We start from the raw sequence: 24,096 nt of genomic DNA, 5'->3' as shown, positions 1-24,096 counted from the left end.
TGATCGGGGAGATGGTGGATGCCGTCGCCAGGCACACAATTCGCGGCCATGGGCCGCTCCTACGACACTACCCCGACGCCGACCTGTAGGAGCGCGCCACGCGCGCGATTCGCGGCCGTGGGCCGCTCCTACGACACTACCCCGATGCCGACCTGTAGGAGCGCGCCATGCGCGCGATTCGCGGCCATGGGCCGCTCCTACGACACTACCCCGATGCCGACCTGTAGGAGCGCGCCATGCGCGCGATTCGCGGCCGTGGGCCGCTTCATCCGCATTGCAGACGAAAAAAAGCCCCGCACTAGGCGGGGCAAGAAAAAGGAGCGCAACGATGCTTATGCTTTAGAAGGCGTATTGCAGACGCATCACGAAGCCGTCGCCGTCGTCGTCACCGTTGATGTTGGTGACCTTGTCGGTCTTGACCTTGGTGTACATGCCGCTGACCTTGACCGCTTCGGTGGCGTACCAGTTCACGCCCAGGTTGTGCACCTTGGCCTCGGTGTCGTCGGCCTCACGGGTGAAGTTGGCGGAAACCTGCGCCACGTCGTTGTCGGCGGAGATGCTGTCGTAGCGGTAGTAGACTTCCCAGGCGCCGATCTGCTTGTTGGCCGGCTTGATGGAGTCGAAGCGGCCGAGCTTGTAGCCACGCGATTCGCCGGTCAGGGTGTAGGCGGCCTGGACGTAGAAGCCATCGGCTTCCAGGTCGGATTGCGGGCCGGCGGAGTCGGTTTCACGCTTCATCCATTCGCCTTGCAGCGAGAACGGGCCCATGGCCCAGGCCGCTTCCAGGCCCCAGGCCTTGTCGTCGTCCCATTCCAGGGCGGCGGAGTTGCTGCCGGCGAATACCGGACGGGTGCCCACGCCGCTGGCGTCGTTGCCACCGTTGGTTTCCACGCCACGCATGCCCAGGCGCGAGCGATAGCGCGCGTCGGCACCGACCACGTCGTCCAGGCTGCGCTGGGCGTAGTTCACACCAAAGTGCAGGACGTTGCCGGCCTCGGCCATCGGCGCGATCACGCCACGGAAGTTGAACTGCTTGACGCTGTCGCCTTCAGTGTCGTCGATGTCCTTGGAGAAGGCACCGGCGGACACGTAGGCGAGGTTGTCATAGGCGTAGGAGATCTGCGCGCCCTGGCCGTTCTGGTGGCCGTTGGTCCAGTCGATGATGTCGTAGAAGGCGTTACGCTCCAGGGCGGTCACCCACTTGGAGCTGGTGGCCTTCTCCAGACCGAACTCCGGGTCGAAGCGACCGAACTTCAGGATCACCGGGTTGAAGCCGGTGTAGGAGATGGAGGCCTCATCGAAGTAGCCGTTATCCGAATCGCCGGAGTTGTGCGAGAAGTCGTAGTTGATCTGGTAGGCCCAGTCGGTGAAGGCCACGCCGCCGATCTCGAGGAAGGCACGGCGGAAATAGGCGGCATCGGCGGTGTCGCCGTTGCGGGTGTAGAAGCCGTCGAAGCGGCTGTAGTCGGCTTGCAGACGGCCGCCGACCTTGAAACCGAAAGCCTTGTCAGTGGTGGCCACTTCCAGGCCACCCTTGGTCTTGATAACGATGTCGGCGCCGTCGGTGGTGACGGTACCGGCGACGGCCTGGGCGCTCACGGCGAGAGCCAGGGCGCTGGCCACGAAACCGGCCATACCACGGAAGGTGTGCATACGGATCATCGAAGGATTCCCCTATTGGTCTTTTAGCGTCGGAAAACACGCGGGCATCTGGGCCGTTGGTGTTGGAGGGGAATCTTGGCGACGGGTTATGACAGTCAGATTGCCATTACAAAAATGTTATGTGACAGGGGAACTTTTTTACTTCCTTTAGGAATATGGGCGGAGAGCCGGCAGGAAGCGCTTCAGCAGAGGGGCCGGCGGAGATTCCATGGGTTGAAACGGAGCGCTGCCCGGCCCGGTCTACGAGGGGAAAGCCAGTTGCAGTCGGCTGGCGAAGCGGCGCGGTTCACCGCTCAGCGGGTCGCTGAAGGACAGCCCCTGCGCCAGCAGTTGCAGCGGCCGGTCGTAATCGTCCGGGGCATCCGGGCGATCGATGAGTTCGGGATAGAAGCCGTCATGGCGGATCGGCGCGCCGAGCGCGGCCAGGTGCACGCGCAACTGGTGCTTCTTGCCGGTCACCGGGTAGAGCGCATAGCGCCACCAGCCGCCGCGACGTTCGAGCACTTCGATCTGGGTTTCCGTGTTCGGCTCGCCATCCACCTCGCGCATGCGGAAGAACGGTTCGCCGGCCTCCAGCCGGGTGGCACGCCGCAGCGGGAAGTCCAGGTCGGGCAGCGCCGGGGCGATGGCCTCGTAGCGCTTGTCGATGCGCCGCTCGCGGAACAGTGCCTGGTAGCGCGCGCGGCTCGCCGGGTTGGCGGAGAACAGCACCAGGCCGGCGGTGTGCCGGTCGATGCGGTGCAGCGGCACCAGATGCGGATTGTCCAGGCGGCGGGTCAGGCGCGCCTGCAGGGTCTGCTCGACGTATTCGCCGGCCGGCATCACCGGCAGGAAGTGCGGCTTGTCGGCCACCACCAGGTGCTCGTCGACGTGCAGGATGGCCTCGACGAACGGAATCGGCGTCTCGTTCGCCACCTCGCGGAAGTACTGCACCCGCAATCCTTCCTTATATGGATGCTGCGGACCGAGCGGCCGGCCATCGCCATCCATCACCCGCCCACGCGCCATGCGCCCGAGCCAGGTCTCGCGGCCGATCGCCGGAAAATGCGCGCACAGGCAATCGAGCACGGTGTCCCAGTCGCCCGGAGGCAAGTGCAGGATGCTGGGGCGGACGGCGGGTGGAGTGGGCATCGTGGGGTTCTGGAGTGGGAATACGGGAGCGTATTAGGCCCGGCCATGGAGGGCGGGTCAAAGGTTCGCGATGTTTGTTTTCTGGGTCCCCGCGTTCGCGGGAAACCAATCAACCCACCGCGAATGTGTCCGAACGCACAGGAAGACAAGATCGACCGGCGCCTTTTCGAACTTTCACGAAACTTTCACAACTGATGGCGTAATCATATCCCTGCTGAAGGATCAGCCCCCATCAAGGCCCGCCCGACAGACCGAGTGTCATGCTCCTTTCACTCCGTCTGTCGCGCGGGCCTTACCATTTCCGTCGCAACCGCGGCTGACGATTTCCTCATCCGCCTCCAGCGCGGTCGGCAAGCGGTCGTGGAGGAACTCCACCCAGGTCTTGATCTTCGCGTCCAGGTACTGCCGCGAGGGGTACAGCGCGTAGACGTTCAGGCGCTGCATGCGGTAGTGCGGCAGCACGCGCACCAGGCTGCCGTCGCGTAGTCCGGCGATGGCCGAATACACCGGCAGCACGCCGATCCCCATGCCGCAGCGGATCGCCTCGGTCATGCCGTCGCCGACGTTGACCTGGAACGGCGACGGCGCGAGGGCGATCATCTCCTGGCCGTAGGGACCGTCGAACAGCCACTTGTCCAGCGACATCACCGGGCTCAGCAGGCGCAGGCAGTCGTGTTCGGCCAGGTCCGCCAGGACCTTCGGCTGGCCGCGACTGGCCAGGTAGTCCGGCGAGGCGCAGAGGATGCTGTAGGTCTTGCCGATGCGCCGCGACACCAGCCCGGAGTCGGGCAACTCGGTCGCCACCACCACGGCCACGTCGTAGCCCTCGTCGAGCAGGTCGGGCACCCGGTTGGCCATGGTCAGGTCCACCGACACCTCGGGGAACTGCTTGCGGTACTCGGCGATGGCGCGGATCACATAGTGCTGGCCGATGCCGGTCATCGAATGCACGCGCAGGCGCCCCGCCGGACGGGCATGGGCATCGCCGGCCTCGGCCTCGGCATCCTCGACATAGGCGAGGATCTGCTCGCAGCGCAGCAGATAGCGTTCGCCCGCTTCGGTCAGGGCGATGCGCCGGGTGGTGCGGTTGAGCAGACGGGCGCGCAGGCGTGTCTCCAACCCGGAAACGCCCCGGGAGACCTGGGCGACGGTGGTATTCAGTTGCTTGGCGGCGGCCGTGAAACTGCCGGTCTCCGCCACGCTGACGAAGGCGCGCATGGCCTGCAGGGTGTCCATCGATACCTCTGTCCGAACGTGATGGCGAAATTGTGACACAGCCATTCCGGGCGATTATTACAGAATCGATAATAAACCATCGCCTTTTGCCCAGCTTATTCCGCGTCTTCCGACTTTCTACAATAGTCCTCATCGATTCTGGCCTTCACGGCCTTTCCAAACACTTCCCCAGGAACGTCAAGCGTGCATTCCAAGCTCCAACGCGGACTGGCTTTCGTCAGTTCCTTTGTCGTTTTCTCAATAATCGCCGGTTGCATGAGCACCGGCGGCATCGCGCCGCAGGAGCGGCACCTGGAGGCCGCCCAGTTGGCCACCGATGCCGCCATCCAGGCCGCCAACCGCGATGCCGGCTGGCCTCGGGAGCGCTGGTGGACGGTCTATGGCGACCCGCAACTGGACGCCTGGATCGACAACGCCCTGCAAACCAGCCCGAGCCTCGCCGAAGCCTCCGCGCGCATCCGCCAGGCGCTGGCCATGGCCGGCGCGGTCGAAGCCGCCGAGGCGCCGCAGGTCAACGGCCAAGCCACTCTCCAGCGTCACCACTGGCCGACCGACTACTTCTACGGCCCCGGCGAACTGGCCGACACCACCACCTGGAACAACACCGCCGCCATCGGCCTCAGCTACGCCCTGGACTTCTGGGGCCGCGAGCGCAGCAACAGCGAACGCGCGCGGAACCTCGCCCAGATGGCCGCCGCCGAGGCGCGGGTGGCGCAACTGGAACTGGAGAGCAACATCGTCCGCGCCTACGTGATGCTGTCCCTGCAATACGCCCAGCTCGACATCGGCCACGCCATGCTCGACCAGCAGCAGGAAATGCTCGAACTCGCCCAGCGCCAACTGGCCGGCGGGCTCGGCACCGAGTTCGAGGTCAGCCAGGCGCGGGTGCCGATCCCGGAGACCAAGCGCCAGATCGACGCCCTGGAAGAAGCCATCGCCCTCAGCCGCAACCAGCTCGCCGCCCTCGCCGGCCAGGGTCCGGGCGCCGGTGCCAGCCTGCAACGCCCGCGCCTGAAACTGGGCGCCGCCCCCGGCCTGCCTTCGCAACTGCCCGCCGAACTGCTCGGCCGCCGCCCCGACGTGGTGGCCAGCCGCTGGAAGGTCGCCGCTGCGGCCAAGGGTGTGGACGTGGCCCGCGCCGGCTTCTATCCCAACGTCGACCTGCTCGCCAGCATCGGCTTCAACGCCGTCGGCGGCGGCCTGCTGGAATACTTCAAGGGCAGCAAGTTCAACTACACCGTCGGCCCGGCGGTGACCCTGCCGATCTTCGACGGCGGCCGCCTGCGCGGCGAGCTGGGCGAGTCCTCGGCGGACTACGACGCGGCGGTCGCACAGTACAACCAGACCCTGGTGGTCGCCCTGAAGGACATCTCCGACCAGCTCATCCGCCTCAAGTCGGCCGACCACCAGGCGCACCTCGCCGCGCAGTCGGTCGAAGCCGCGCGCACCGCCTACCAGCTCGCCCAGGAAGCCTACGACGGCGGCCTGACCGACTACCTCAACGTGCTGCACGCACAGACCAGCCTGTTCCAGCAGCAACTCACCCAGCAGAAGGTCGAAGCCACCCGCCTGGCGGCGCGCGCCGACCTGATCGTGGCGCTCGGCGGCGGCCTGGTCGGGGAGAAAGACAGCCCGCGACCGTCCAGGTTGACACCGGCGACCGTGCAGGTACGGGAGCCTTGAGATGAAGGGCCTCTACCTGTCCCCCGCCCTGCCCGGCCTCGACGCGCTGCGCCGCGCGTTCTACGAATGGGCGCGCAGCGACGGACTGACCTGGATCTACATCGCCAAGGTGCTCTGCGCCGCCTTCCTCACCCTGTGGCTGGCCATGCGCCTGGAGCTGCCGCAGCCGAGCACCGCCTGCGTCACCGTGTTCATCGTCATGCAGCCGCAGAGCGGCCAGGTGTTCGCCAAGAGCTTCTACCGCCTGATCGGCTCGCTGATCGGCCTGTCCGTGATGATCGTGCTGGTCGCCCTGTTCGCCCAGGAGCGCGTGCTGTTCCTGCTCAGCGCGGCGATCTGGATCGGCCTGTGTACCGCCGGCGCCGCGCGCTACCGCGACTTCCGCGCCTACGCCTGCGTGCTGGCCGGCTACACCGCCACGCTGATCGGCATTCCCGCCACCACCCAGCCGGAAGCCGCCTTCATGCAGGCGATCTGGCGGTTGCTGGAAATCAGCCTGGCGGTCGGCTGCTCGACCCTGGTCAGCGCCGTGCTGCTGCCGCAGACCACCACCGCGGCGATGCGCAACGCGCTCTACCTGCGCTTCGGCGCCTTCGCCGGCTTCATGCTCGATGGCCTGCGCCGCAAGCTCGACCGCAACGCCTTCGTCGCCGGCAACGTGCGCTTCTCCAGCGAAGCGGTCGGCCTGGAAGCGATGCGCACCGCCGGCGCCTTCGAGGACCCGCACACCCGCCTGCGCAGCCGCCGCCTGGCACGCCTGAACAGCGAGTTCATGACCCTCACCACGCGCTTCCACGCCCTCCACCAGTTGCGCGAACGCTTGCTCGGCCAGAGCCGGGAAGACCTGCTGGCGGCCATCCGCCCCTGCCTGGCGCCGCTCGAGGAAATTCTCGAAACGCTGCGCGACCGCCCACTCACGGTGGACGATGCCGGTCGCCTGGCCGAACGCCTGGAACGGCTGCGCCAGGAAGTGCGCGCCGCCATCCGCATGGCCCGCGCCCAACTCGGCGAAGACCACGGCGACGCCCTGCTCGACTTCGACAGCGCCGCCGAACTGCTCTACCGGCTGGTCGACGATCTGCACGACTACGCCCTGACCCATGCCTCGCTGAGCGCCCACCGCCACGAGCGCGAGCAGTGGGAGCAGGACTTCACGCCCAAGGCCAACCTGCTGGCATCGGTGATCGCCGGCCTGCGCACCGGGATGGTGGTGCTGCTGTTCGGTACCTTCTGGATCGTCACTGCCTGGCCCAGCGGCGGCATGTTCGCCCTCAACGCGGTGGCCATTCTGGCGCTGGTGTCGTCCTCGCCGAACCCGCCGCACACCGCCATGCAGATGGCCGGCGGCACCGCCCTGGCCGCGGTGCTCGGCATCTTCGTCGGCCTGTTCGTGCTGCCGCGCATCGATGGTTTCGTGATGCTCTGCCTGGTGATCGCGCCGGTGTTCGTCCTCGGCGCCTTCCTCAGCACCCGGCCGCGCTGGGCCGGCTACGGGCCCGGCCTGCTGATCTTCTTCTGCATCGGCGCGCTGCCGGCCAACCATACGGTGTTCGACCCGTCCGGGCTGATCAACAACTACATCGCCCTGCTGCTATCGATGATCATCTCCGCCGCGGTGATCGCCGTGGTCCTGCCGCCCAACGCGCCGTGGATGTGGCGCCGCCTGGAGAACGACCTGCGCCGGCGGATCGTCCACGCGGTCAGCGCCCCGGCGCAGAACCTGGTGACCGGCTTCGAGAGCGGCACCCGCGACCTGGTGGTGCAGGCCTACGGCCTGGCCTCCAGCAGCCCGGCGGCCCAGCACAACCTGCTGCGCTGGATGTTCCTGGTGCTGGAGGCCGGCCATGCGGTGATCGAACTGCGCCGCGAGCAGGATGAACTGCCGGACGCCCCCGCCTATGCCGATAACGCGCCCTGGCGCCGCGCCACCCGCGTGCTCGGCCGCGCGCTGATCCGCCTGTTCGTGCAGCCCAGCGCGGACAACCGCCAGCGCGCGCTGAACGCCGTGCAGCACGCCATCGACCGCGCCCAGGCCGCCGCGGAACCCTACGAACTGCACTTCGAACAGGCGCCGGTGCGTCGTGTGCTGAGCTACCTGCACTTCATCCGCACCTCGCTGCTCGATCCCAATTCGCCGCTACCGCCGCTGCCCGCACCGGAGCCCAGCCATGCCGCGTGAAATCGCCCTGCACGGTGTCTACCTGCCCACCGTGACCCTGCTGTTCCTCATCGCCCTGGCGCTGACCTGGGGCCTCGACCGGCTGCTCGCCTGGGTCGGTCTGTACCGTTTCACCTGGCACCCGTCGCTGTTCCGCGTCTGCCTGTTCGCCTGCCTCTACGGGGGCATGGCGTTGTTCGTCTATTCCTGAGTGATCCCGACCATGAGCCTCAAATCCGTCTTCAGCGTACTGGCCACCCTGATCATCCTGCTCGTCGCGGTGCTGATCGGGCGCAGCCTCTGGACCCACTACATGGACTCGCCCTGGACCCGCGACGGCCGGGTGCGCGCCGAGGTGATCAACGTCGCCGCCGACGTCTCCGGCCTGGTGGTCGAGGTGCCGGTGCGCGACAACCAGGTGGTGAAGAAAGGCGACCTGCTGATGCAGATCGACCCGCGTCGCTACGAGATCGCCGTGCAGCAGGCCGAGGCGCTGGTCGCCTCGCGCAAGGCCACCCTGGAGATGCGCCGGCTCAACGCCAGGCGCCGCGCGGCGATGGACAACCGCGTGGTGTCGCGCGAGAGCCTGGACGACGCCAGCAACACCGCCGCCGCCGCCGAGGCCGACTACCAGCAGGCCCTGGCCACCCTCGACGCCGCCCGCCTCGACCTGGAACGCACCCGCGTCCTGGCGCCGGCCGACGGCTACGTCACCAACCTCGCCGTGTATGCCGGCGACTATGCCCGCGCCGGCGAGCCCCAACTGGCGGTGGTCGATCGCCACTCGTTCTGGATCTACGGCTACTTCGAGGAAACCAAGCTGCCGCACCTGCGCGAGGGCGACCCGGTGGACGTGCAACTGATGAGCGGCCAGTCCCTCAGCGGCCACGTGGACAGCATCGCCCGCGCCATCTACGACCGCGACAACCCGCAGAGCCGCGAACTGACCGCCGACGTCAACCCGACCTTCAACTGGGTGCGCCTGGCCCAGCGCATCCCGGTGCGTATCCATATCGACGACGTGCCGGACGACGTGCTGCTGTCCGCCGGGATGACCGGCACGGTGATCGTCCGCCCGCAGGCGGAGCAGCCGTAGGGCGCGCGGCAGCACTCTCGCCGTATGCCTGCGATTCGCGGCCAGGGGCCGCGCCTACGACACTCCCCCGATGCTGACCTGTAGGAGCGCGCCACGCGCGCGATTCGCGGCCATGGGCCGCTCCTACAAACACGGCCCCGATGCCGACCTGTAGGAGCGCGCCATGCGCGCGATTCGCGGCCAGGGGCCGCTCCTACGACACTACCCCGACGCCGACCTGTAGGAGCGCGCCACGCGCGCGATTCGCGGCCATGGGCCGCTCCTACAAACACGGCCCCGATGCTGACCTGTAGGAGCGCGCCACGCGCGCGATTCGCGGCCATGGGCCGCTCCTACAACACTACCCCGATGCTGGCCTGTAGGAACGCGCCATGCGCGCGATTCGCGGCCAGGGGCCGCTCCTACGGAACGTAGCCCGGATGCAATCCGGGAAATGCAAGCATTGACCCTGGTCAAGCCGTGCTCCCTGGCACGAGCGTACAGTCGGAACCCTAGAAGGCCGTTTCCCCTCCCTGGACGGCCTGCCCTTCTGGCCTTCCCCTGGGGCGTTCGCGCTCGTTGTCGGGGGAAGGCCATTTTTCTTCGATGCCAGGCAGCCGGTCCGAAAAAGCGCGAGAAACGAGCCATTCGCCTCGATTATCCGTAAACTCCGCCGCTTTTCCGTGGCCAGCGGGGCGATCCCCCGTTCGCCTGACCCGAAACAGCTTCGAGATTGCGTCATGAGTGCAATGCGCCGCCCCCTTCTCCAATACCTGGTTCACGGCAGCCTGGTCGTGCAGATCCTCATCGGCCTGGTCGCCGGCATCGCCCTGGCGCTACTGTGGCCAACCGCCGCGCTGAAGATCGGCCTGTTCGGCCAGGTGTTCATCACCGCCCTGAAATCGGTCGCGCCGATCCTGGTCTTCGTGCTGGTCATCGCCGCCATCGCCAACCACCGCAAGGGCCAGCAGACCCACGTCCGGCCGATCCTGCTGCTCTACGCCATCGGCACCCTGGCCGCCGCGCTGGTGGCGGTGATCGGCAGCTTCCTGTTCCCCTCGACGCTGGTGCTGACCGGTACGCAAGGCGTGGAGCTGAGCGCGCCCGGCGGCATCGCCGAAGTGCTGCACGGGCTGCTGATGAGCGCGGTGGACAATCCGGTGAACGCCCTGATGAAGGCCAACTACATCGGTATCCTGGCCTGGGCCCTCGGCCTCGGCCTGGCCCTGCGCCACGGCAGCGAAACCACGCGCAGCCTGCTCAACGACTTCGCCCACGGCGTCTCGCAGATCGTCCGCCTGGTGATCCGCTGCGCGCCGCTGGGCATCTTCGGCCTGGTCGCCGCGACCCTCGCCGAATCCGGCCTGGGCGCCCTGCTCGGCTACGCGCACCTGCTCGCCGTGCTGCTCGGCTGCATGTTCTTCGTCGCCCTGGTGGTCAACCCGCTGATCGTGTTCTGGAAGATCCGCAGCAACCCCTACCCGCTGGTGTTCACCTGCCTGCGCGAGAGCGGCATCACCGCCTTCTTCACCCGCAGCTCGGCGGCCAACATCCCGGTCAACATGCAGCTCTGCGAACGCCTCGGCCTGCATGAGGACACCTACTCGGTGTCCATCCCGCTGGGCGCCACAATCAACATGGCCGGCGCGGCGATCACCATCACCGTGCTGACCCTGGCGGCGGTGAACACCCTGGGCATCCAGGTCGACCTCGCCAGCGCCGTGCTGCTCTGCGTAATCGCTTCGGTCAGCGCCGCCGGAGTCTCCGGCGTGGCCGGCGGCTCGCTGCTGCTGGTGCCGCTGGCCTGCGGCATGTTCGGCATTTCCAGCGAGATCGCCATGCAGGTGGTGGCGATCGGCTTCATCATCGGCATCCTCCAGGACTCGGTGGAAACCGCGCTGAACTCTTCCACCGACGTGGTGTTCACCGCCGCGGCGTGCGCCGCCGGCGAGATGGCGGAACGTGCCGGCACGGAAGAACACGGCGCCGAAACGCTGTCGAAGTAACCGGTCGCGCACTTTTCGACGCGCCCGATTACACTGGAAAGGCCCGCCGGACGCGGGCCTTTCCAGTATTGAAGGAGCGCTGATGAACAAGTCCCGCTGGTTGCTGACGCTGTTGCTGGCCGGGCCGCTTTCCACCGCCTCGGCCGCCACGGTGCTCAAGTGCATCGACCGCAACGGCAACGTCACCTTCACCCAGACCACCTGCCCGCCCGAACAGACCATGGAAGAGGCGCTGGAGGTCCAGAACCCACGGCCGAGCGGCGACGGACCGTCGATTCCACTGGCCATCCCGAAGCCGCCCGAGCCGGAAGAAGAAAAGCCGCAGCAGGCAGCGAGCCCTGGCAGGAATGCTCCCCAGGCGCCCGACGACGAAGCGAGCGACGACGGCTACGACAGCGATAGCTACTACGACTATCCCCCGCCGCCCTACATCCACCGGCCACGCCCGCCCTACCCGGACCACACCCGGCCCTGGCCGCCGTATCCGCCGCACCCTCCCTATCCACCGCAGCCGCCACAGCCGCCGGTACAGCCACCGCAACCGCCCAAGGGCGTGGGCGCGCCACGCAATGCGACCAAGCACACCGGGCCGCAACGGGAGCGGGAGAATTGATGCCTTTCCGTGGGAGTTCGCGCCCACGGACCACACAGGCATACCCTCGCGACACTTCTCGGGCTAGCCTATTGCCTCCAATCCCATAGATGGATAGCCCCATGTCCGCCGAAGCTCCCGCACCGTTCGAGCAGAATCCCCTGAGTGCCGCCGAGGTCCGCGCCCTCGGCAGCCTGATCGAGAAACAGGCGACCACCCCGGAAAGCTACCCGCTGACCCTCAACGCCCTGGTCCTTGCCTGCAACCAGAAGACCAGCCGCGAACCGGTGATGAACCTCACACCCGGCCAGGTCGGCCAGGCCCTGCGGAGCCTCGAGGAGCGCGAGCTGGTGCGCCTGCAGATGGCCAGCCGCGCCGACCGCTGGGAACAACGCACCGACAAGAAGCTGGAACTGGTGCAACCGCAACTCGCCCTGCTCGGCCTGTTGCTGCTGCGCGGGCCGCAGACCATCAACGAACTGCTGACCCGCAGCACCCGGCTGTACGCCTTCGACGACGCCGAACAGGTCCAGCACCAGCTCGAACGCCTGATCGGTCGCGGCCTGGCCCTGCTGCTGCCGCGCCAGAGCGGCCAGCGCGAAGACCGCTACATGCACCGCCTGGGCACCGCCGCCGATCTCGAGGAACTGCTCGCCGCCCGGCAGAACGACTCGTTCTCCGGCAGCGGCCACAGCGATCACGAGGAGCGTATCCAGGCGCTGGAAGCGAAGGTGGCGGAGCTGGAGGAAAAGCTGGCGGGGTTGCTTTCGTAGGATGCGTTTTCTGGGTCCCCGCGAACGCGGGACGGTGCTTGCACCGAACGCCCTTCAGCGAGCGAAGCGAGTAATCCAGAGAACAGCCGTAGGGTGGGCTTCAGCCCACCGGCAATGGCGTAACCTCCGCTCGGTGGGTCGCCCAATCCGAAAAAAACTCCGCCCCTCACCCCAGCCCTCTCCCGAGGGGAGAGGGGGCTTGCACGGAGTCGTGTTCACGCACGGAGCCCATCGACGCCACGGACTGGCTCCCTCTGGGGGAGGGCTGGGGTGAGGGAGCGTGGCCAGACCACACCTTCCCCCTCCCCCTACGCCATCTGCGTAATGGTCTTGCGGAAGCGCCGCAAGGCGGCGAGGAAGAACATCGAGCCAATGGCGATGATCGCCAGCAGTTGCGGCCAGACGATCGCCAGGTCCGCGCCACGGTAGAGGATCGCCTGGGCCAGGCTGACGAAGTGGGTGGTCGGCGCCAGTTCCATGATGTGCTGCACCAACACCGGCATGCTCTCGCGCGGCGTGGTGCCACCGGAGAGGATCTGCAACGGCATCAGCACCAGGATGGTCAGCAGGCCGAGCTGCGGCATGGAGCGCGCCACGGTGCCCAGGTAGATGCCCATCGAGGTGGTGGCGAACAGGTGCAGCGCGGCGCCGAGCAGGAACAGTGGCACCGAGCCGCTGATCGGCACCGCCAGCCAGCCCTGCACCACCGCCACCAGCGAGAAGGCCGCCGCGCCGAGCACCACCAGCGCCATCGACCAGACCTTGGCGGCCATGATCTCGAACGCCGTCAGCGGCATCACCAGCAGGTGCTCCACCGTGCCGTGCTCGCGCTCGCGGATCAGCGCCGCGCCGGTGAGGATGATCGACAGCATGGTGATCTGGTTGATCACCTCCATCACCGCGCCGAACCAGGACTGGGTCAGGTTCGGGTTGAACGACATGCGCACCGCGAGCTGCGCCGGCATCGGCGGGCTACCCCGGTAGCGGGCGACGAACTCGTTCACCTCGGTGGCGATGATGTTCTGGATGTAGCCGGCGCCGGAGAACGCCTGGGCGATCCGCGTGGCGTCGACGTTGACCTGGATCGCCGGCTGCCGCCCGGCCAGCACGTCGCGCTGGAAGTCCGGCGGGATGTCGAGGGTGAAGGTGTATTGCCCGGTGTCCATGCCACGGTCCATCTCGGCCTGGTCGATCATCTCCGGCGTGCGGAAATATGGGGTCTGGAAGGCGTTGATGATCCGTGTGGAGAGCTGCGAGCGGTCTTCGTCGACCACCGCGATGGGCGCATGGTGCAGGGTTTCCGGCAGGCCGGTGGCGGAGCTGTAGACGCCCAGGGTGAAGGCCCAGGCGATCAGCGCCAGCATCGCGTAGTCGCGCCCCAGGCTGCGGAATTCCTTGATGCCGAGGTGGAAGATGTTGGCCAGCTTCTTCACTGCTCAGTCCTCCTGCTTCTTCAGGAAGCGCACGCTGAGCAGGGTCAGCAGCGGGATGGTCAGCAGCAGCGGCACGAAATACATCCACAGGTCGGTGAGGTCGAGGGCCTTGGAGAACACTCCACGGCTGATGACCAGGAAGTGGGTGGCCGGGTAGACCTGGCCGATGGCCGCCGCCGCGCCCTCCAGGGACGACACCGGGTGGATCAGCCCGGAGAACTGGATGGCCGGGATCATGGTGGCGATGGCGGTGCCGAACACCGCGGCGATCTGGCTGCGCATGAAGGTCGACAGCAGCAGGCCGAGCCCGGTGGAAGCGGCGACGTAGAGCAGCGCGCCGAGCACCAGGGTCGGGAAGCTGCCCTTGAGCGGCACGTCGAAGACGAACACCGCCAGCGCCACCATCAGCAGGAAGTTGATCATGCCCATGCCGATGTACGGCAACTGCTTGCCGAGCAGGAACTCCAGGCGCGTCACCGGGGTGACGTAGAGGTTGGTGATCGAGCCCAGCTCCTTCTCGCGCACCACGCCGAGGGCGGTGAGCATCGCCGGGATCATGATCAGCAGCAGCGGGATCACCGCCGGTACCATGGCCTTGAGGCTCTCCACGTCCGGGTTGTAGCGATAACGCACCTCGCTGCTGGCCGGACCGGCCGACGCCTCGACGCCCGCGCCGCGCGCCAGCTCCATCAGGTAATCGTTGTGCATGCCCTGCACGTAGCCCTGCACGGTGGTGGCGCGGGTCGGCATGGCGCCGTCGATCCATACGCCGATCTCCGGGTTGGCGCCACGCTTGAGGTCGCGGCCGAAGCCGGGCGGAATCTCGATGGCCAGGCTCAGCTCGCCGCTGCGCATGCGCTGCTCCAGCTCGGTGTAGTCGCGGATCGGCTCGTGCTCGATGAAATAGCGCGAGCCGGCGATGTTCAGCGCGTAGGCCTGGCTGGTGGTGGTCTGGTCGCGGTCGAGCACCGCGTAGGTGAGGTCCTCGACGTCCATGCTGATGCCGTAGCCGATGATGAACATCAGCAGTACGGTGCCGAGCAGCGCCAGGGTCAGGCGGATCGGGTCGCGGCGCAGTTCCATGCTTTCCCGGCGCGCGTAGCTGAACAGCCGCTGCCAACTGAAGCGCGCCCTCTGCGCGCGGGCCGGCGCGGCGGGTTCGGCCAGCTCCGGCGCCGCGGGCTCGGGCGCCGGCTTGCCGGCGACGCCGGTGGCCTCCTCCAGGTAGGCGATGAAGGTCGCCTCCAGGGTCGGCAGGCCGCGTTTCTCCATCAGCCCCTGCGGGGTGTCGCTGTCCAGCACCTTGCCGGCGTGCATCAGCGAGATGCGGTCGCAGCGCTGCGCCTCGTTCATGAAGTGGGTGGAGATGAAGATGGTCACCCCTTCGTTGCGCGACAGCTCGACCATCAGTTGCCAGAAACCGTCGCGGGCCACCGGGTCGACGCCCGAGGTCGGCTCGTCGAGGATGAGGATTTCCGGCCTGTGGATCACCGCCACGGCCAGCGACAGGCGCTGGCGGATGCCCAGCGGCAGGCTGGGCGGCAGCTCGTTCTGCACCTTCTTGAGGTCGAAGCGTTGCAGCATCTCCACCACGCGTGGCTCGATCTCGTCGTCCGGCAGGTGGAACAGCCGCGCGTGCAGCACCAGGTTCTGGCGCACGGTCAGCTCGCTGTACAGCGAGAACGCCTGGGACATGTAGCCGACCCGCCGGCGGGTGGCCATGTCCTTGGCGTCCACCGGCTGGCCGAACAGCGCGCAATCGCCCTCGCTGGCCGGCAGCAGGCCGGTGAGCATCTTCATGGTGGTCGACTTGCCGCAGCCGTTCGAACCCAGGAAGCCGAATATCTCTCCACGTTCGATACGGAAGCTCACATGATCGACAGCGACGAAATCGCCGAAGCGGCAGGTCAGGTCCTTGGCTTCGATGGCGATCTGCGGCGTGCCTTCGGCCTGCGCGCGCGGCGGGATCACCAACTTGTGGTGGCCGTCGCGCTTCTCTTCCGGCAACAGGGCGATGAACGCCGCCTCCAGCGAATCGCTGCCGGTCTGCTCGCGGATCTCCGCCGGGCTGCCGGTGGCCAGCACCTGGCCGGCGTCCATCGCCACCAGCCAGTCGAAGCGCTCGGCCTCCTCCATGTAGGCGGTGGCGACGATCACGCTCATGCCCGGCCGGCCGGCGCGGATGCGGCCGATCAGCTCCCAGAACTGGTTGCGCGACAGCGGATCGACGCCGGTGGTCGGCTCGTCGAGGATCAGCAGGTCGGGATCGTGGATCAGCGCGCAGCACAGCCCGAGCTTCTGCTTCATGCCGCCGGACAGCTTGCCCGCCGGACGTTCGGCGAACGGCGCGAGACCGGTGCTTTCCAGCAGGTCGGCGATGCGCCGCTTGCGCTCGGCCTGGTCGTGGCCGAACAGGCGCCCGAAGAAATCGACGTTCTCGAACACCGAGAGCGTCGGATAGAGGTTCTTGCCGAGCCCCTGGGGCATGTAGGCGATGCGCGGGCAGACCCGGCGGCGGTGGCGCGGGTCGCGCATGTCGCCGCCGAGCACCTCGACCTCGCCGTCCTGGATTCTCCGCGCGCCGGCGACCAGCGCCAGCAGGCTGGACTTGCCCACGCCGTCCGGGCCGATCAACCCGACCATGCGCTCGGCCGGGATGTCCAGGCTGACGCCGTCCACCGCGTGGGTCTCGCCGTAGCGCAAGGTGACGCCGGCGATGCGTGCCGCCGGGCCGTTCATTGCGGGACCTTGATCTGCAACTCGGCCGGCCACTCGGCATCAGGATCGAGGCGCAGGTAGGCCATGCCCGGCACCCCGGTCTTCACGTAGGTGATGTACTTCTCCAGCAGCTCGGGGTCGATGCGCGCCTTGACGCGGAACATCAGCTTCTCGCGCTCGCTGGCGGTCTCCACGGTCTTCGGGGTGAACTGGGCGACGCTGGCCACGTAGGACACCTTGGCCGGGATCACGTACTGCGGCGCCGCGTCGATCACCAGGCGCACTTCCTGGCCGAGTTGCACGCGGCCGGCCTGCGCCGAGGGCAGGAAGAAGGTCATGTAGACGTCGGCCAGGTCGACCATGTTGAGCAGCTTGCCGCCGGCCGCCAGCACTTCGCCTTGCTGCGCCACGCGATACTGCACGCGGCCGTCGCGAGGGGCCTTGAGCAGGCTGTCGTCGATATCCGCCTGGAGGCGGACGACGCTGGCGCGGGCGGCCTCCACCGCCGACTGCGCCTCGATCACCTGGGACTTGGCGGCGGCGATGCCGGCATCGGCGGACAGCACCTGGGAGCGGGCCGCCGCCAGCGCCGCCTGGGCGCTCTGCAACACCGCGCGGTCGTCGTCGAGCTGCTGCTGGGCCAGGGCGTTGCGCTTGACCAGGGTTTCGGTGCGGGCGAAGCGCTTGCTGGCGGCGGTCAGTTCGGCCTGGCGCTGGCTGACCACCGCAACGGCGGTCTGCTTCTCGCTCTCGCGCTGCGCCACCAGGGCGCCGGCGGTGAGCTGGGCATTCTCGGCCTGGCGGACCTGGGCCTGGGCCTGGGTCAACTGGGCCTCCAGCACCTGGGTGTCCATCTTCGCCACCACCTGGCCGACCTTGACGAAGTCGCCCTCGTCCACCAGCAGCTCGGCGACCCTTCCCGCCAGCTTGGTGGCCACGTCCACCTCGGTGGCCTCGATACGGCCGTTGCCGCCGGCGAACCCCTCGGGCAGGCCGTTGGGTTTCAGGGTCTGCCAGGCCAGAGCGGCGACGCCGGCCAGTACCAGGACGGTCACGCCACGTCCCAGCCACCTCTTCATATTCTTCTGCATGCTTGCCTCACTGGCTGCCTATCCGTGCACCCATTCTCGGCGCAGGCCTGGTATTGGGTCTTGATTCAAGTCAGGACGCTGGAGATTGACGCTTTTTCGCCGCTTTTACCGACACACCCGTAGGGTGGGCTGAAGCCCACCCTACGGGTTATGGCGGATCATGCGTGTTGCGGCATCGGCACGCAGAGGATGTCGCGCTCCACCTCGCCGAGCAGGGTTTCCGCCACGCTGCCGAGCATCAGCTTCTTGAAGCCGCTGCGGCCGTGGGTGCCGATCACGACCAGGTCGGGATCGAGCTCCTCGATGCTGCGCTTGAGCTCGATCACCGAGAAACCTTCCTCGACGTGCACCTGCCCTGCCGGCAGGTCGAGCTGCTGCTGGGCGAGGAACTGGCTCAGCTCGGCCTCGGCCTGCGCCTTGGCCTCGCGGGTGGCGGTGGCGACGATGCTGGCCTCGGCGGCGGACATCAGGATCTCGCCCTTGGCGAAGGCCTCGAACACGTGCACCACATGCAGCTCGCTGTCGCCGAGCAGGCCCAGCGCGCGGCTGGTCTGGATGGCGTGGGCGCTGTTGGCGGACATGTCGGCGGCCAGCAGCACCTTGCGGTACTCGTCCTCGCCACCGCTGGCCACGCGCAGTACCGGCAGGCGGCTGCTACGGATGATGCGTTCGGCGCTGGTGCCAATGAAGATTTCGCGCAACAGGCTCTTGCGGTGCGTGCCGAGGACCAGCAGTTCGCTGCCGGTGCCGACCGCGATCTCGTTGATGGTCTGCTCCACCGGGCCGACCTCGACCATCACCCGCGGCCGCTGGCCGGCGATCAGCGCCAGGCCCTCGACGCGATCCTCGAGCAGCTCCTGGGCATCGATCTTCTGCCGCTCGATCAGCCGGCGCGGCGTGTCGTCGTCGATCACGTGGACCAGCGTCCATTCGCACCCGAAGCGCTTGGCCAGCAGGGCAGCCCGTTGCACGGCCCGATCCGAGCGAGAGGAAAGGTCGGTGGCCACCAGCAATCTGTTCATCGCGCTATCTCCTTGAGCATCCGTAATGTGTCTTCGTATTGCAGCCCAGGCCCGGCCTGGTGCTGTTGACACAAGTCAAGCCTAGCCTTCCTTTCAGCAACTACTCTGAAAACCGGTCACGCGAATCGGACATAAGGGCCTGTTGGCGTTTCGTCACGGCCATATAAGGAAGCCCTTCCAATGGATAACGACATGCCCCCTGCACGCGACTGGCACACACTGCCTGGCGAACAGGCGCTCAGCGAACTGGACAGCAGCCACAACGGGCTGTCCAGCGAGGAAGCCGCCGCCCGTCTCGAGCGCTACGGCGCCAACCGCCTTCCCGAACCGCCCCGTCCCGGCCCCCTGATGCGCCTGCTGCGCCAGTTCCACAACGTCTTGCTGTACGTGATGATGGTCGCCGCCCTGATCACCGCGACCCTCGGCCTGTGGGTCGATACGGTGGTGATCATGATCGCCGTGGTGGTCAACGCGGTGATCGGTTTCATCCAGGAAGGCAAGGCGGAAAGCGCGCTGGACGCCATCCGCGACATGCTCGCCCCGCACACCCTGGTGCTGCGCGACGGTGAGCGCCGCGAGATCGACGCCGCGCAACTGGTGCCCGGCGACGTGGTGGCGCTGGCTTCCGGCGACAAGGTGCCGGCCGACCTGCGCTTGCTCAGCGTGAAGAACCTGCATGTCGACGAAGCGGCGCTGACCGGCGAATCGGTGCCGGTGGAGAAGCACACCGAGGCAGTGGCCGCCGACGCCGCCCTCGGCGACCGGCGCGGCATGGCCTATTCCGGCACCCTGGTGACCAGCGGCCAGGCCCTCGGCCTGGTGGTCGCCAGCGGCACCGCCACCGAGCTGGGCCGCATCGGCGCCATGCTGCAACAGGTGCAACTGACGTCCACCCCGCTGCTGCGCCAGATCGACCGTTTCAGCCGCTGGCTGGCGCTGGTGATCCTGGTGTTCGCCGGGGCGACCTTCCTGCTCGGCATCTTCTGGCACCAGCAGCCGCCGGCAGAGATGTTCATGATGGTGGTCGCGCTGACCGCCTCGGCGATCCCCGAGGGCCTGCCGGCGATCATGACGGTGATCCTCGCCCTCGGCGTGCAGCGCATGGCCCAGCAGCACGCCATCATCCGCCGCCTGCCGGCGGTGGAGACCCTCGGCTCGGTGACGGTGATCTGCTCGGACAAGACCGGCACCCTGACCCGCAACGAAATGACCGTGCAACGGGTGGTCAGCGCCGAGCAGGTGGTCGAGGTCAGCGGCGCCGGCTATGTGCCGCAGGGCGGCTTCTTCCAGCTCGACGGCCAGCCGCTGGAGATCGCCGGCCACGCCCCGCTCGCCGAGATCGGCCGTGCCGCGCTGCTGTGCAACGACGCGGTGGTGCACCAGATCGAGGGCCACTGGCAGCTCGACGGCGATCCCACCGAAGGCGCGCTGTACACCCTCGCCCTCAAGCTCGGCTACGACCCGGCCACCCTGGCCAGCGAGCTGCCGCGCCGCGACGTGATCCCCTTCGAGTCGGAACACCGCTTCATGGCCACCCTGCACCATGACCACGAGGGCCAGGCGTTCATCTACCTCAAGGGCGCCCCCGAGCGGGTCATGGAAATGTGCAACCGCCAGCGCCACGGCCACGCCGGCACCGCGCCCCTCGACCCGGACTACTGGCGGCGCATGGCCACCGACATCGCCGCCCGTGGCCTGCGCCTGCTGGCCCTGGCGGTCAAACCGGTGGACGGCGAGCAGCAGAGCCTGAGCTTCGCCGACACCGAGAGCGGCTTCATCCTGCTGGCCCTGGTCGGCATCATCGACCCGCCGCGAGAAGAGGCCATCGCCGCCGTGGCCGAGTGCCGCAGCGCCGGCGTGGCGGTGAAGATGATCACCGGCGACCACGCCGAGACCGCCCGCGCCATCGGCGCCCAGCTCGGCATCGGCATCGGCCAGCCGGCACTGACCGGCGCCGAGATCGAACTGCTCGACGACCGCGAGCTGCGCGACGTGATGCCCAGCGTCGAGGTATTCGCCCGCGCCAGCCCGGAGCACAAGCTGCGCCTGGTCGAGGCCCTGCAAGCCAGCGGCCAGGTGGTGGCGATGACCGGCGACGGCGTCAACGACGCGCCGGCCCTCAAGCGCGCCGACGTTGGCGTGGCCATGGGCCGCAAGGGCACCGAGGCGGCCAAGGAAGCCGCCGAGGTGGTACTCACCGACGACAACTTCGCCACCATCGGTCGTGCGGTGCGCGAAGGCCGGGCGATCTACGACAACCTGAAGAAATTCGTGCTGTTCATGCTGCCGACCAACGGCGGCGAGGCGCTGATCGTGATCTCCGCGATCCTCTTCCAGCTCACCCTGCCGCTGACCCCGGCCCAGGTACTGTGGATCAACCTGGCGACCTCCAGCACCCTCGGCCTGGCCCTGGCCTTCGAGCCGGGAGAACCCGGGCTGATGCGCCGGCCACCGCGCGATCCGGCCGAGCCGCTGTTGTCCGGCTTCTTCGTCTGGCGGGTATTCATGGTCTCGGTGGTGATGATGGCCGGGGCGCTGGGCCTGTTCCTCTGGGAGCTGGATCGCGGCACCGGCCTGGAGAGCGCGCGGACCATCGCGGTCAATACCGTGGTGGCCTGCGAGATGTTCTACCTGCTCAACAGCCGGCACATCTACCTCTCGGTCATCAACCGCGAGGGCCTGCTGGGCAACCGCTACGTGCTGATCTCGCTGGGCTGCTGCGCCGTGCTGCAACTGCTCTACACCTACGCCCCGCCCTTGCAGAAGCTGTTCGGCTCGGTCGGCCTGAGCGCCGAGGAATGGCTGCGGGTGTTCGCGGCGGGATTACTGTTGTTCTTCGTGGCGGAGTTTGAAAAATGGGTGGTGCGGCGGTTTTTCTCGAGCACCCAGCCATGAACCGGGCCGACGGCACAGGAGCCGGTTCGCTGGCGGTCCTGTCGTCCCGGGAATGCAACGAATCGCCAGCAAGCTGGCTTCTACGGAGGTAATGGAACCTTTTCCCTCACCCCGACACGCGGAGGTATTGCCATGAAAGCCATCGTCTACCAGGGCCCCGGCCAACCAGTCGTCGAGCAACGGGCGCAACCGCAACTGCAGCAGCCCACCGACGCCATCGTGAAGGTGTTGAAGACCACTATCTGCGGCACCGACCTGCATATCCTCAAGGGTGACGTGCCGACCTGCGAGCCAGGGCGCATCCTCGGCCACGAGGGGGTCGGTATCGTCGAGAGCGTCGGTAGCGGCGTCACCCGCTTCAAGCCCGGCGACCGCGTGCTGATCTCCTGCATCACCTCCTGCGGGCGCTGCGCCTACTGCAAGAAGGGCATGTACTCGCACTGCGCCGACGGCGGCTGGATCCTCGGCCACCGCATCGACGGCACCCAGGCCGAGTACGTGCGCATCCCCCACGCCGACGGCAGCCTGCACCCGCTGCCGGCGAGCATTCCCGACGAAGCCATGGTGATGCTCAGCGACATCCTGCCCACAGGCTACGAATGCGGCGTGCTCAATGGCGAGGTGAACCCCGGCGACGTGGTGGTCATCGTCGGCGCCGGGCCGGTGGGGCTGTCCGCGCTGCTCACCGCGCAGTTCTACTCGCCGGCCGAACTGATCCTCGTCGACGTCGATGCCAACCGCCTGGCCGTGGCCGAGCGCTTCGGCGCCACCCGGGTGCTCAACAGCGCCCGCGAGGACGTGGCCGCCGAGCTGCAGCTCCTGACCGACGGCCAAGGCGTGGACGTGGCCGTCGAGGCGGTCGGCGTGCCGGCCACCTTTGCCCTGTGCGAACGGATCATCGCCCCCGGCGGCCGTATCGCCGTGCTCGGCGTGCACGGGGTCAAGGTCGACCTGCACCTGGAAACCCTGTGGAGCCAGAACATCACCCTGCGCACCCGCCTGGTGGACACCGTCACCACCCCGCAACTGATGAAGATGGTCGAAGCCGGCAAGCTGGACCCGCAGCGCATGATCACCCACCGCTTCACCTTCGGCGAAGCGCTCAAGGCCTATGCGGTGTTCGGCAAGGCGGCGGACAGCCATGCGCTGAAGGTGATCCTGGAGATGTAGGGATACGAGGCGCCTCGATCACAGGGTGCGCCGTGCGCACCGAGAAGGAATGCAGCACGAGGCCAGGTGCGAGGGCACAAGGGCCTGTGCCGACACCCTGGCGGTGCGCGTGGCGCCCCCTACAGAAGCCTTGCAGTGTCCCGGATTGCATCCGGGCTACGCGGCTGGAGATGTAGGGATCGGGTCGATCCGATCGCACGACCGTAGGATGGGTCGAGGAGCTTGCGACGATACCCATCGCGCGTTGGCGATGGGTATCGCTTCGCTCAACCCATCCTGCGGGGGCTGAGCGTGTGCAGGAGCGGCTCCATCAACGCTTGCGCAGGATCACGCTGCCGATCGAATAGCCGGCGCCGAACGAGCTGAGCACGCCCAGGCTGCCGGAGGGCAGGTCGTCCTGGTGCTTGTGGAAGGCGATCACCGAGCCGGCCGAGCTGGTGTTGGCGTAGGTGTCGAGGATCACCGGCGCCTCGCTCGGCTCGGCATCGCGGCCGAGCAGCTTGCGGGCGATCAGCAGGTTCATGTTGAGGTTGGCCTGGTGCAGCCAGAAGCGTTTCACGTCGCTGACGTTCAACCGGTTCTCGGCCAGGTGCTCGGCGATCAGCTCGGCGACCATCGGGCAGACGTCCTTGAACACCTTGCGGCCTTCCTGCACGAACAGCTTGTCGCGCGTGCCGATGCCCTCTTCCGCGGCGCGGTTGAGGAAGCCGAAGTTGTTGCGGATGTTGTTGGAGAACTGGGTCAGCAGCTTGGTGCCGACCACGTCCCACTGGTGCTTCGAGGTGGCCTGGTCGGCACGCTCGATGATCACCGCGGTGGCCGCGTCGCCGAAGATGAAGTGGCTGTCGCGGTCACGGAAGTTGAGGTGGCCGGTGCAGATTTCCGGGTTGACCATCAGTACCGCGCGGGCCTGGCCGGTCTGTACCGAGGCGGTCGCGGCCTGGATGCCGAAGGTGGCCGAGGAGCAGGCGACGTTCATGTCGTAGCCGAAACCCTGGATGCCGAGGGCGGCCTGCACTTCGATGGCCACCGCCGGGTAGGCGCGCTGCAGGTTGGAGCAGGCGACGATCACCCCGTCGATGTCGGCGGGCGTCCGGCCGGCGCGCTCCAGGGCTTCACGGGCGGCGGCAACGGCCATCTCGCAGAGGATGCCCCACTCGTCGTTGGAACGCTCGGGAATGCGCGGGACCATGCGCTGCGGGTCGAGGATGCCCGCCTTGTCGATCACGAAGCGGCTCTTGATCCCCGATGCCTTCTCGATGAAGGCCACGCTGGACTCGGCCAGCGCCTCGACCTCGCCCCGCTCGATGGCGGCGGCGTTGTCGGCGTTGAACTGACGGGCGTAGGCGTTGAAGGACTCGACCAGTTCTTCGTTGGAAATGCTGTTGGCAGGAGTAAATAAGCCGGTACCGCTGATGACGACGTTATGCACAGTCGTTCCTCTCAAGAGG

Annotated in this window: 17 protein-coding genes; 9 read left to right on the top strand and 8 right to left on the bottom strand. The window is 67.5% G+C overall.

Annotation, left to right across the window (positions count from 1 at the left end; genetic code table 11):
* Nucleotides 1-339: 339 nt before the first annotated feature.
* The 3 genes from PSEWESI4_RS15110 to PSEWESI4_RS15100 all read right to left on the bottom strand — a co-directional run bounded on the left by PSEWESI4_RS15110 (nt 340) and on the right by PSEWESI4_RS15100 (nt 4,029).
* On the bottom strand, nt 340-1,662 hold the full coding sequence (locus tag PSEWESI4_RS15110) for an OprO/OprP family phosphate-selective porin (RefSeq protein ID WP_187672040.1): 1,323 nt from the start codon (nt 1,660-1,662) through the stop codon (nt 340-342).
* Nucleotides 1,663-1,902: 240 nt separating this feature from the next.
* Complete coding sequence (locus tag PSEWESI4_RS15105; RefSeq protein WP_187672039.1) at nt 1,903-2,793, bottom strand: pseudouridine synthase; 891 nt, start codon at nt 2,791-2,793, stop codon at nt 1,903-1,905.
* A gap of 258 nt (nt 2,794-3,051) precedes the next feature.
* Nucleotides 3,052-4,029, bottom strand: coding sequence for a LysR family transcriptional regulator (locus PSEWESI4_RS15100; protein WP_187672038.1), 978 nt, complete (start codon nt 4,027-4,029; stop codon nt 3,052-3,054).
* Nucleotides 4,030-4,212: 183 nt separating this feature from the next.
* On the opposite strand from PSEWESI4_RS15100, the gene PSEWESI4_RS15095 reads away from it, so the two are divergent.
* From PSEWESI4_RS15095 to PSEWESI4_RS15065, 7 genes are all read left to right on the top strand, one after another.
* Nucleotides 4,213-5,712, top strand: coding sequence for an efflux transporter outer membrane subunit (locus PSEWESI4_RS15095; RefSeq protein ID WP_268960784.1), 1,500 nt, complete (start codon nt 4,213-4,215; stop codon nt 5,710-5,712).
* 1 nt (nt 5,713) lies between these two features.
* Nucleotides 5,714-7,891, top strand: coding sequence for an FUSC family protein (locus tag PSEWESI4_RS15090; RefSeq protein WP_187672037.1), 2,178 nt, complete (start codon nt 5,714-5,716; stop codon nt 7,889-7,891).
* On the top strand, nt 7,881-8,081 hold the full coding sequence (locus PSEWESI4_RS15085; protein WP_187672036.1) for a DUF1656 domain-containing protein: 201 nt from the start codon (nt 7,881-7,883) through the stop codon (nt 8,079-8,081). The genes PSEWESI4_RS15090 and PSEWESI4_RS15085 overlap by 11 nt, the downstream gene beginning before the upstream one ends.
* Nucleotides 8,082-8,093: 12 nt before the next feature.
* Entirely contained in the window at nt 8,094-8,966 is an 873-nt protein-coding gene (locus PSEWESI4_RS15080) for an efflux RND transporter periplasmic adaptor subunit (RefSeq protein WP_187672035.1), read from the top strand.
* 719 nt (nt 8,967-9,685) lie between these two features.
* Nucleotides 9,686-10,951 (top strand): serine/threonine transporter SstT, encoded by a 1,266-nt coding sequence (gene sstT / locus PSEWESI4_RS15075; RefSeq protein WP_187672034.1) that lies wholly within the window; start codon nt 9,686-9,688, stop codon nt 10,949-10,951.
* An 82-nt stretch (nt 10,952-11,033) separates the two neighbouring features.
* Complete coding sequence (locus tag PSEWESI4_RS15070) at nt 11,034-11,564, top strand: DUF4124 domain-containing protein (RefSeq protein ID WP_187672033.1); 531 nt, start codon at nt 11,034-11,036, stop codon at nt 11,562-11,564.
* A 101-nt stretch (nt 11,565-11,665) separates the two neighbouring features.
* A complete protein-coding gene (locus tag PSEWESI4_RS15065; RefSeq protein WP_187672032.1) occupies nt 11,666-12,316 on the top strand; it encodes a YceH family protein in 651 nt (216 codons plus the stop codon).
* A gap of 308 nt (nt 12,317-12,624) precedes the next feature.
* On the opposite strand, the gene PSEWESI4_RS15060 is transcribed toward PSEWESI4_RS15065, so the two are convergent.
* The 4 genes from PSEWESI4_RS15060 to PSEWESI4_RS15045 all read right to left on the bottom strand — a co-directional run bounded on the left by PSEWESI4_RS15060 (nt 12,625) and on the right by PSEWESI4_RS15045 (nt 18,580).
* Entirely contained in the window at nt 12,625-13,749 is a 1,125-nt protein-coding gene (locus tag PSEWESI4_RS15060; protein ID WP_187672031.1) for an ABC transporter permease, read from the bottom strand.
* Nucleotides 13,750-13,752: 3 nt separating this feature from the next.
* The gene (rbbA, locus tag PSEWESI4_RS15055; protein ID WP_187672030.1) at nt 13,753-16,488 is read right to left on the bottom strand and encodes a ribosome-associated ATPase/putative transporter RbbA; all 2,736 of its coding nucleotides are present in this window, start codon (nt 16,486-16,488) and stop codon (nt 13,753-13,755) included.
* A complete protein-coding gene (locus tag PSEWESI4_RS15050; protein WP_187672029.1) occupies nt 16,485-17,558 on the bottom strand; it encodes an HlyD family secretion protein in 1,074 nt (357 codons plus the stop codon). Before PSEWESI4_RS15050 ends, rbbA begins: the two co-directional genes overlap by 4 nt.
* A 158-nt stretch (nt 17,559-17,716) precedes the next feature.
* Complete coding sequence (locus tag PSEWESI4_RS15045; protein WP_187672028.1) at nt 17,717-18,580, bottom strand: universal stress protein; 864 nt, start codon at nt 18,578-18,580, stop codon at nt 17,717-17,719.
* A gap of 192 nt (nt 18,581-18,772) precedes the next feature.
* Here PSEWESI4_RS15045 and PSEWESI4_RS15040 point away from each other — a divergent pair, with 192 nt between their 5' ends.
* The gene (locus PSEWESI4_RS15040) at nt 18,773-21,475 is read left to right on the top strand and encodes a cation-transporting P-type ATPase (RefSeq protein ID WP_408004317.1); all 2,703 of its coding nucleotides are present in this window, start codon (nt 18,773-18,775) and stop codon (nt 21,473-21,475) included.
* 132 nt (nt 21,476-21,607) lie between these two features.
* A complete protein-coding gene (locus tag PSEWESI4_RS15035) occupies nt 21,608-22,645 on the top strand; it encodes a zinc-dependent alcohol dehydrogenase family protein (protein ID WP_187672026.1) in 1,038 nt (345 codons plus the stop codon).
* 310 nt (nt 22,646-22,955) lie between these two features.
* Here PSEWESI4_RS15035 and PSEWESI4_RS15030 read toward each other — a convergent pair whose 3' ends face one another.
* Nucleotides 22,956-24,077 carry a beta-ketoacyl-ACP synthase III gene (locus PSEWESI4_RS15030; RefSeq protein ID WP_187672025.1) on the bottom strand — a complete coding sequence of 374 codons (1,122 nt, stop codon included), beginning with the start codon at nt 24,075-24,077 and terminating at the stop codon, nt 22,956-22,958.
* Nucleotides 24,078-24,096 lie beyond the last annotated feature (19 nt).

The organism is Zestomonas carbonaria (genome assembly GCF_904061905.1).
Classification (GTDB): domain Bacteria; phylum Pseudomonadota; class Gammaproteobacteria; order Pseudomonadales; family Pseudomonadaceae; genus Aquipseudomonas; species Aquipseudomonas carbonaria.
This window is presented reverse-complemented; position numbering and strand designations above follow the sequence as displayed.

Coding starts and splice junctions, on each gene's coding strand:
- PSEWESI4_RS15110 (WP_187672040.1), bottom strand. CDS start 1,662: ATGATCCGTATGCACACCTTCCGTGGTATGGCCGGTTTCGTGGCCAGC.
- PSEWESI4_RS15105 (WP_187672039.1), bottom strand. CDS start 2,793: ATGCCCACTCCACCCGCCGTCCGCCCCAGCATCCTGCACTTGCCTCCG.
- PSEWESI4_RS15100 (WP_187672038.1), bottom strand. CDS start 4,029: ATGGACACCCTGCAGGCCATGCGCGCCTTCGTCAGCGTGGCGGAGACC.
- PSEWESI4_RS15090 (WP_187672037.1), top strand. CDS start 5,714: ATGAAGGGCCTCTACCTGTCCCCCGCCCTGCCCGGCCTCGACGCGCTG.
- PSEWESI4_RS15085 (WP_187672036.1), top strand. CDS start 7,881: ATGCCGCGTGAAATCGCCCTGCACGGTGTCTACCTGCCCACCGTGACC.
- PSEWESI4_RS15080 (WP_187672035.1), top strand. CDS start 8,094: ATGAGCCTCAAATCCGTCTTCAGCGTACTGGCCACCCTGATCATCCTG.
- sstT (WP_187672034.1), top strand. CDS start 9,686: ATGAGTGCAATGCGCCGCCCCCTTCTCCAATACCTGGTTCACGGCAGC.
- PSEWESI4_RS15070 (WP_187672033.1), top strand. CDS start 11,034: ATGAACAAGTCCCGCTGGTTGCTGACGCTGTTGCTGGCCGGGCCGCTT.
- PSEWESI4_RS15065 (WP_187672032.1), top strand. CDS start 11,666: ATGTCCGCCGAAGCTCCCGCACCGTTCGAGCAGAATCCCCTGAGTGCC.
- rbbA (WP_187672030.1), bottom strand. CDS start 16,488: ATGAACGGCCCGGCGGCACGCATCGCCGGCGTCACCTTGCGCTACGGC.
- PSEWESI4_RS15050 (WP_187672029.1), bottom strand. CDS start 17,558: ATGCAGAAGAATATGAAGAGGTGGCTGGGACGTGGCGTGACCGTCCTG.
- PSEWESI4_RS15045 (WP_187672028.1), bottom strand. CDS start 18,580: ATGAACAGATTGCTGGTGGCCACCGACCTTTCCTCTCGCTCGGATCGG.
- PSEWESI4_RS15040 (WP_408004317.1), top strand. CDS start 18,773: ATGCCCCCTGCACGCGACTGGCACACACTGCCTGGCGAACAGGCGCTC.
- PSEWESI4_RS15035 (WP_187672026.1), top strand. CDS start 21,608: ATGAAAGCCATCGTCTACCAGGGCCCCGGCCAACCAGTCGTCGAGCAA.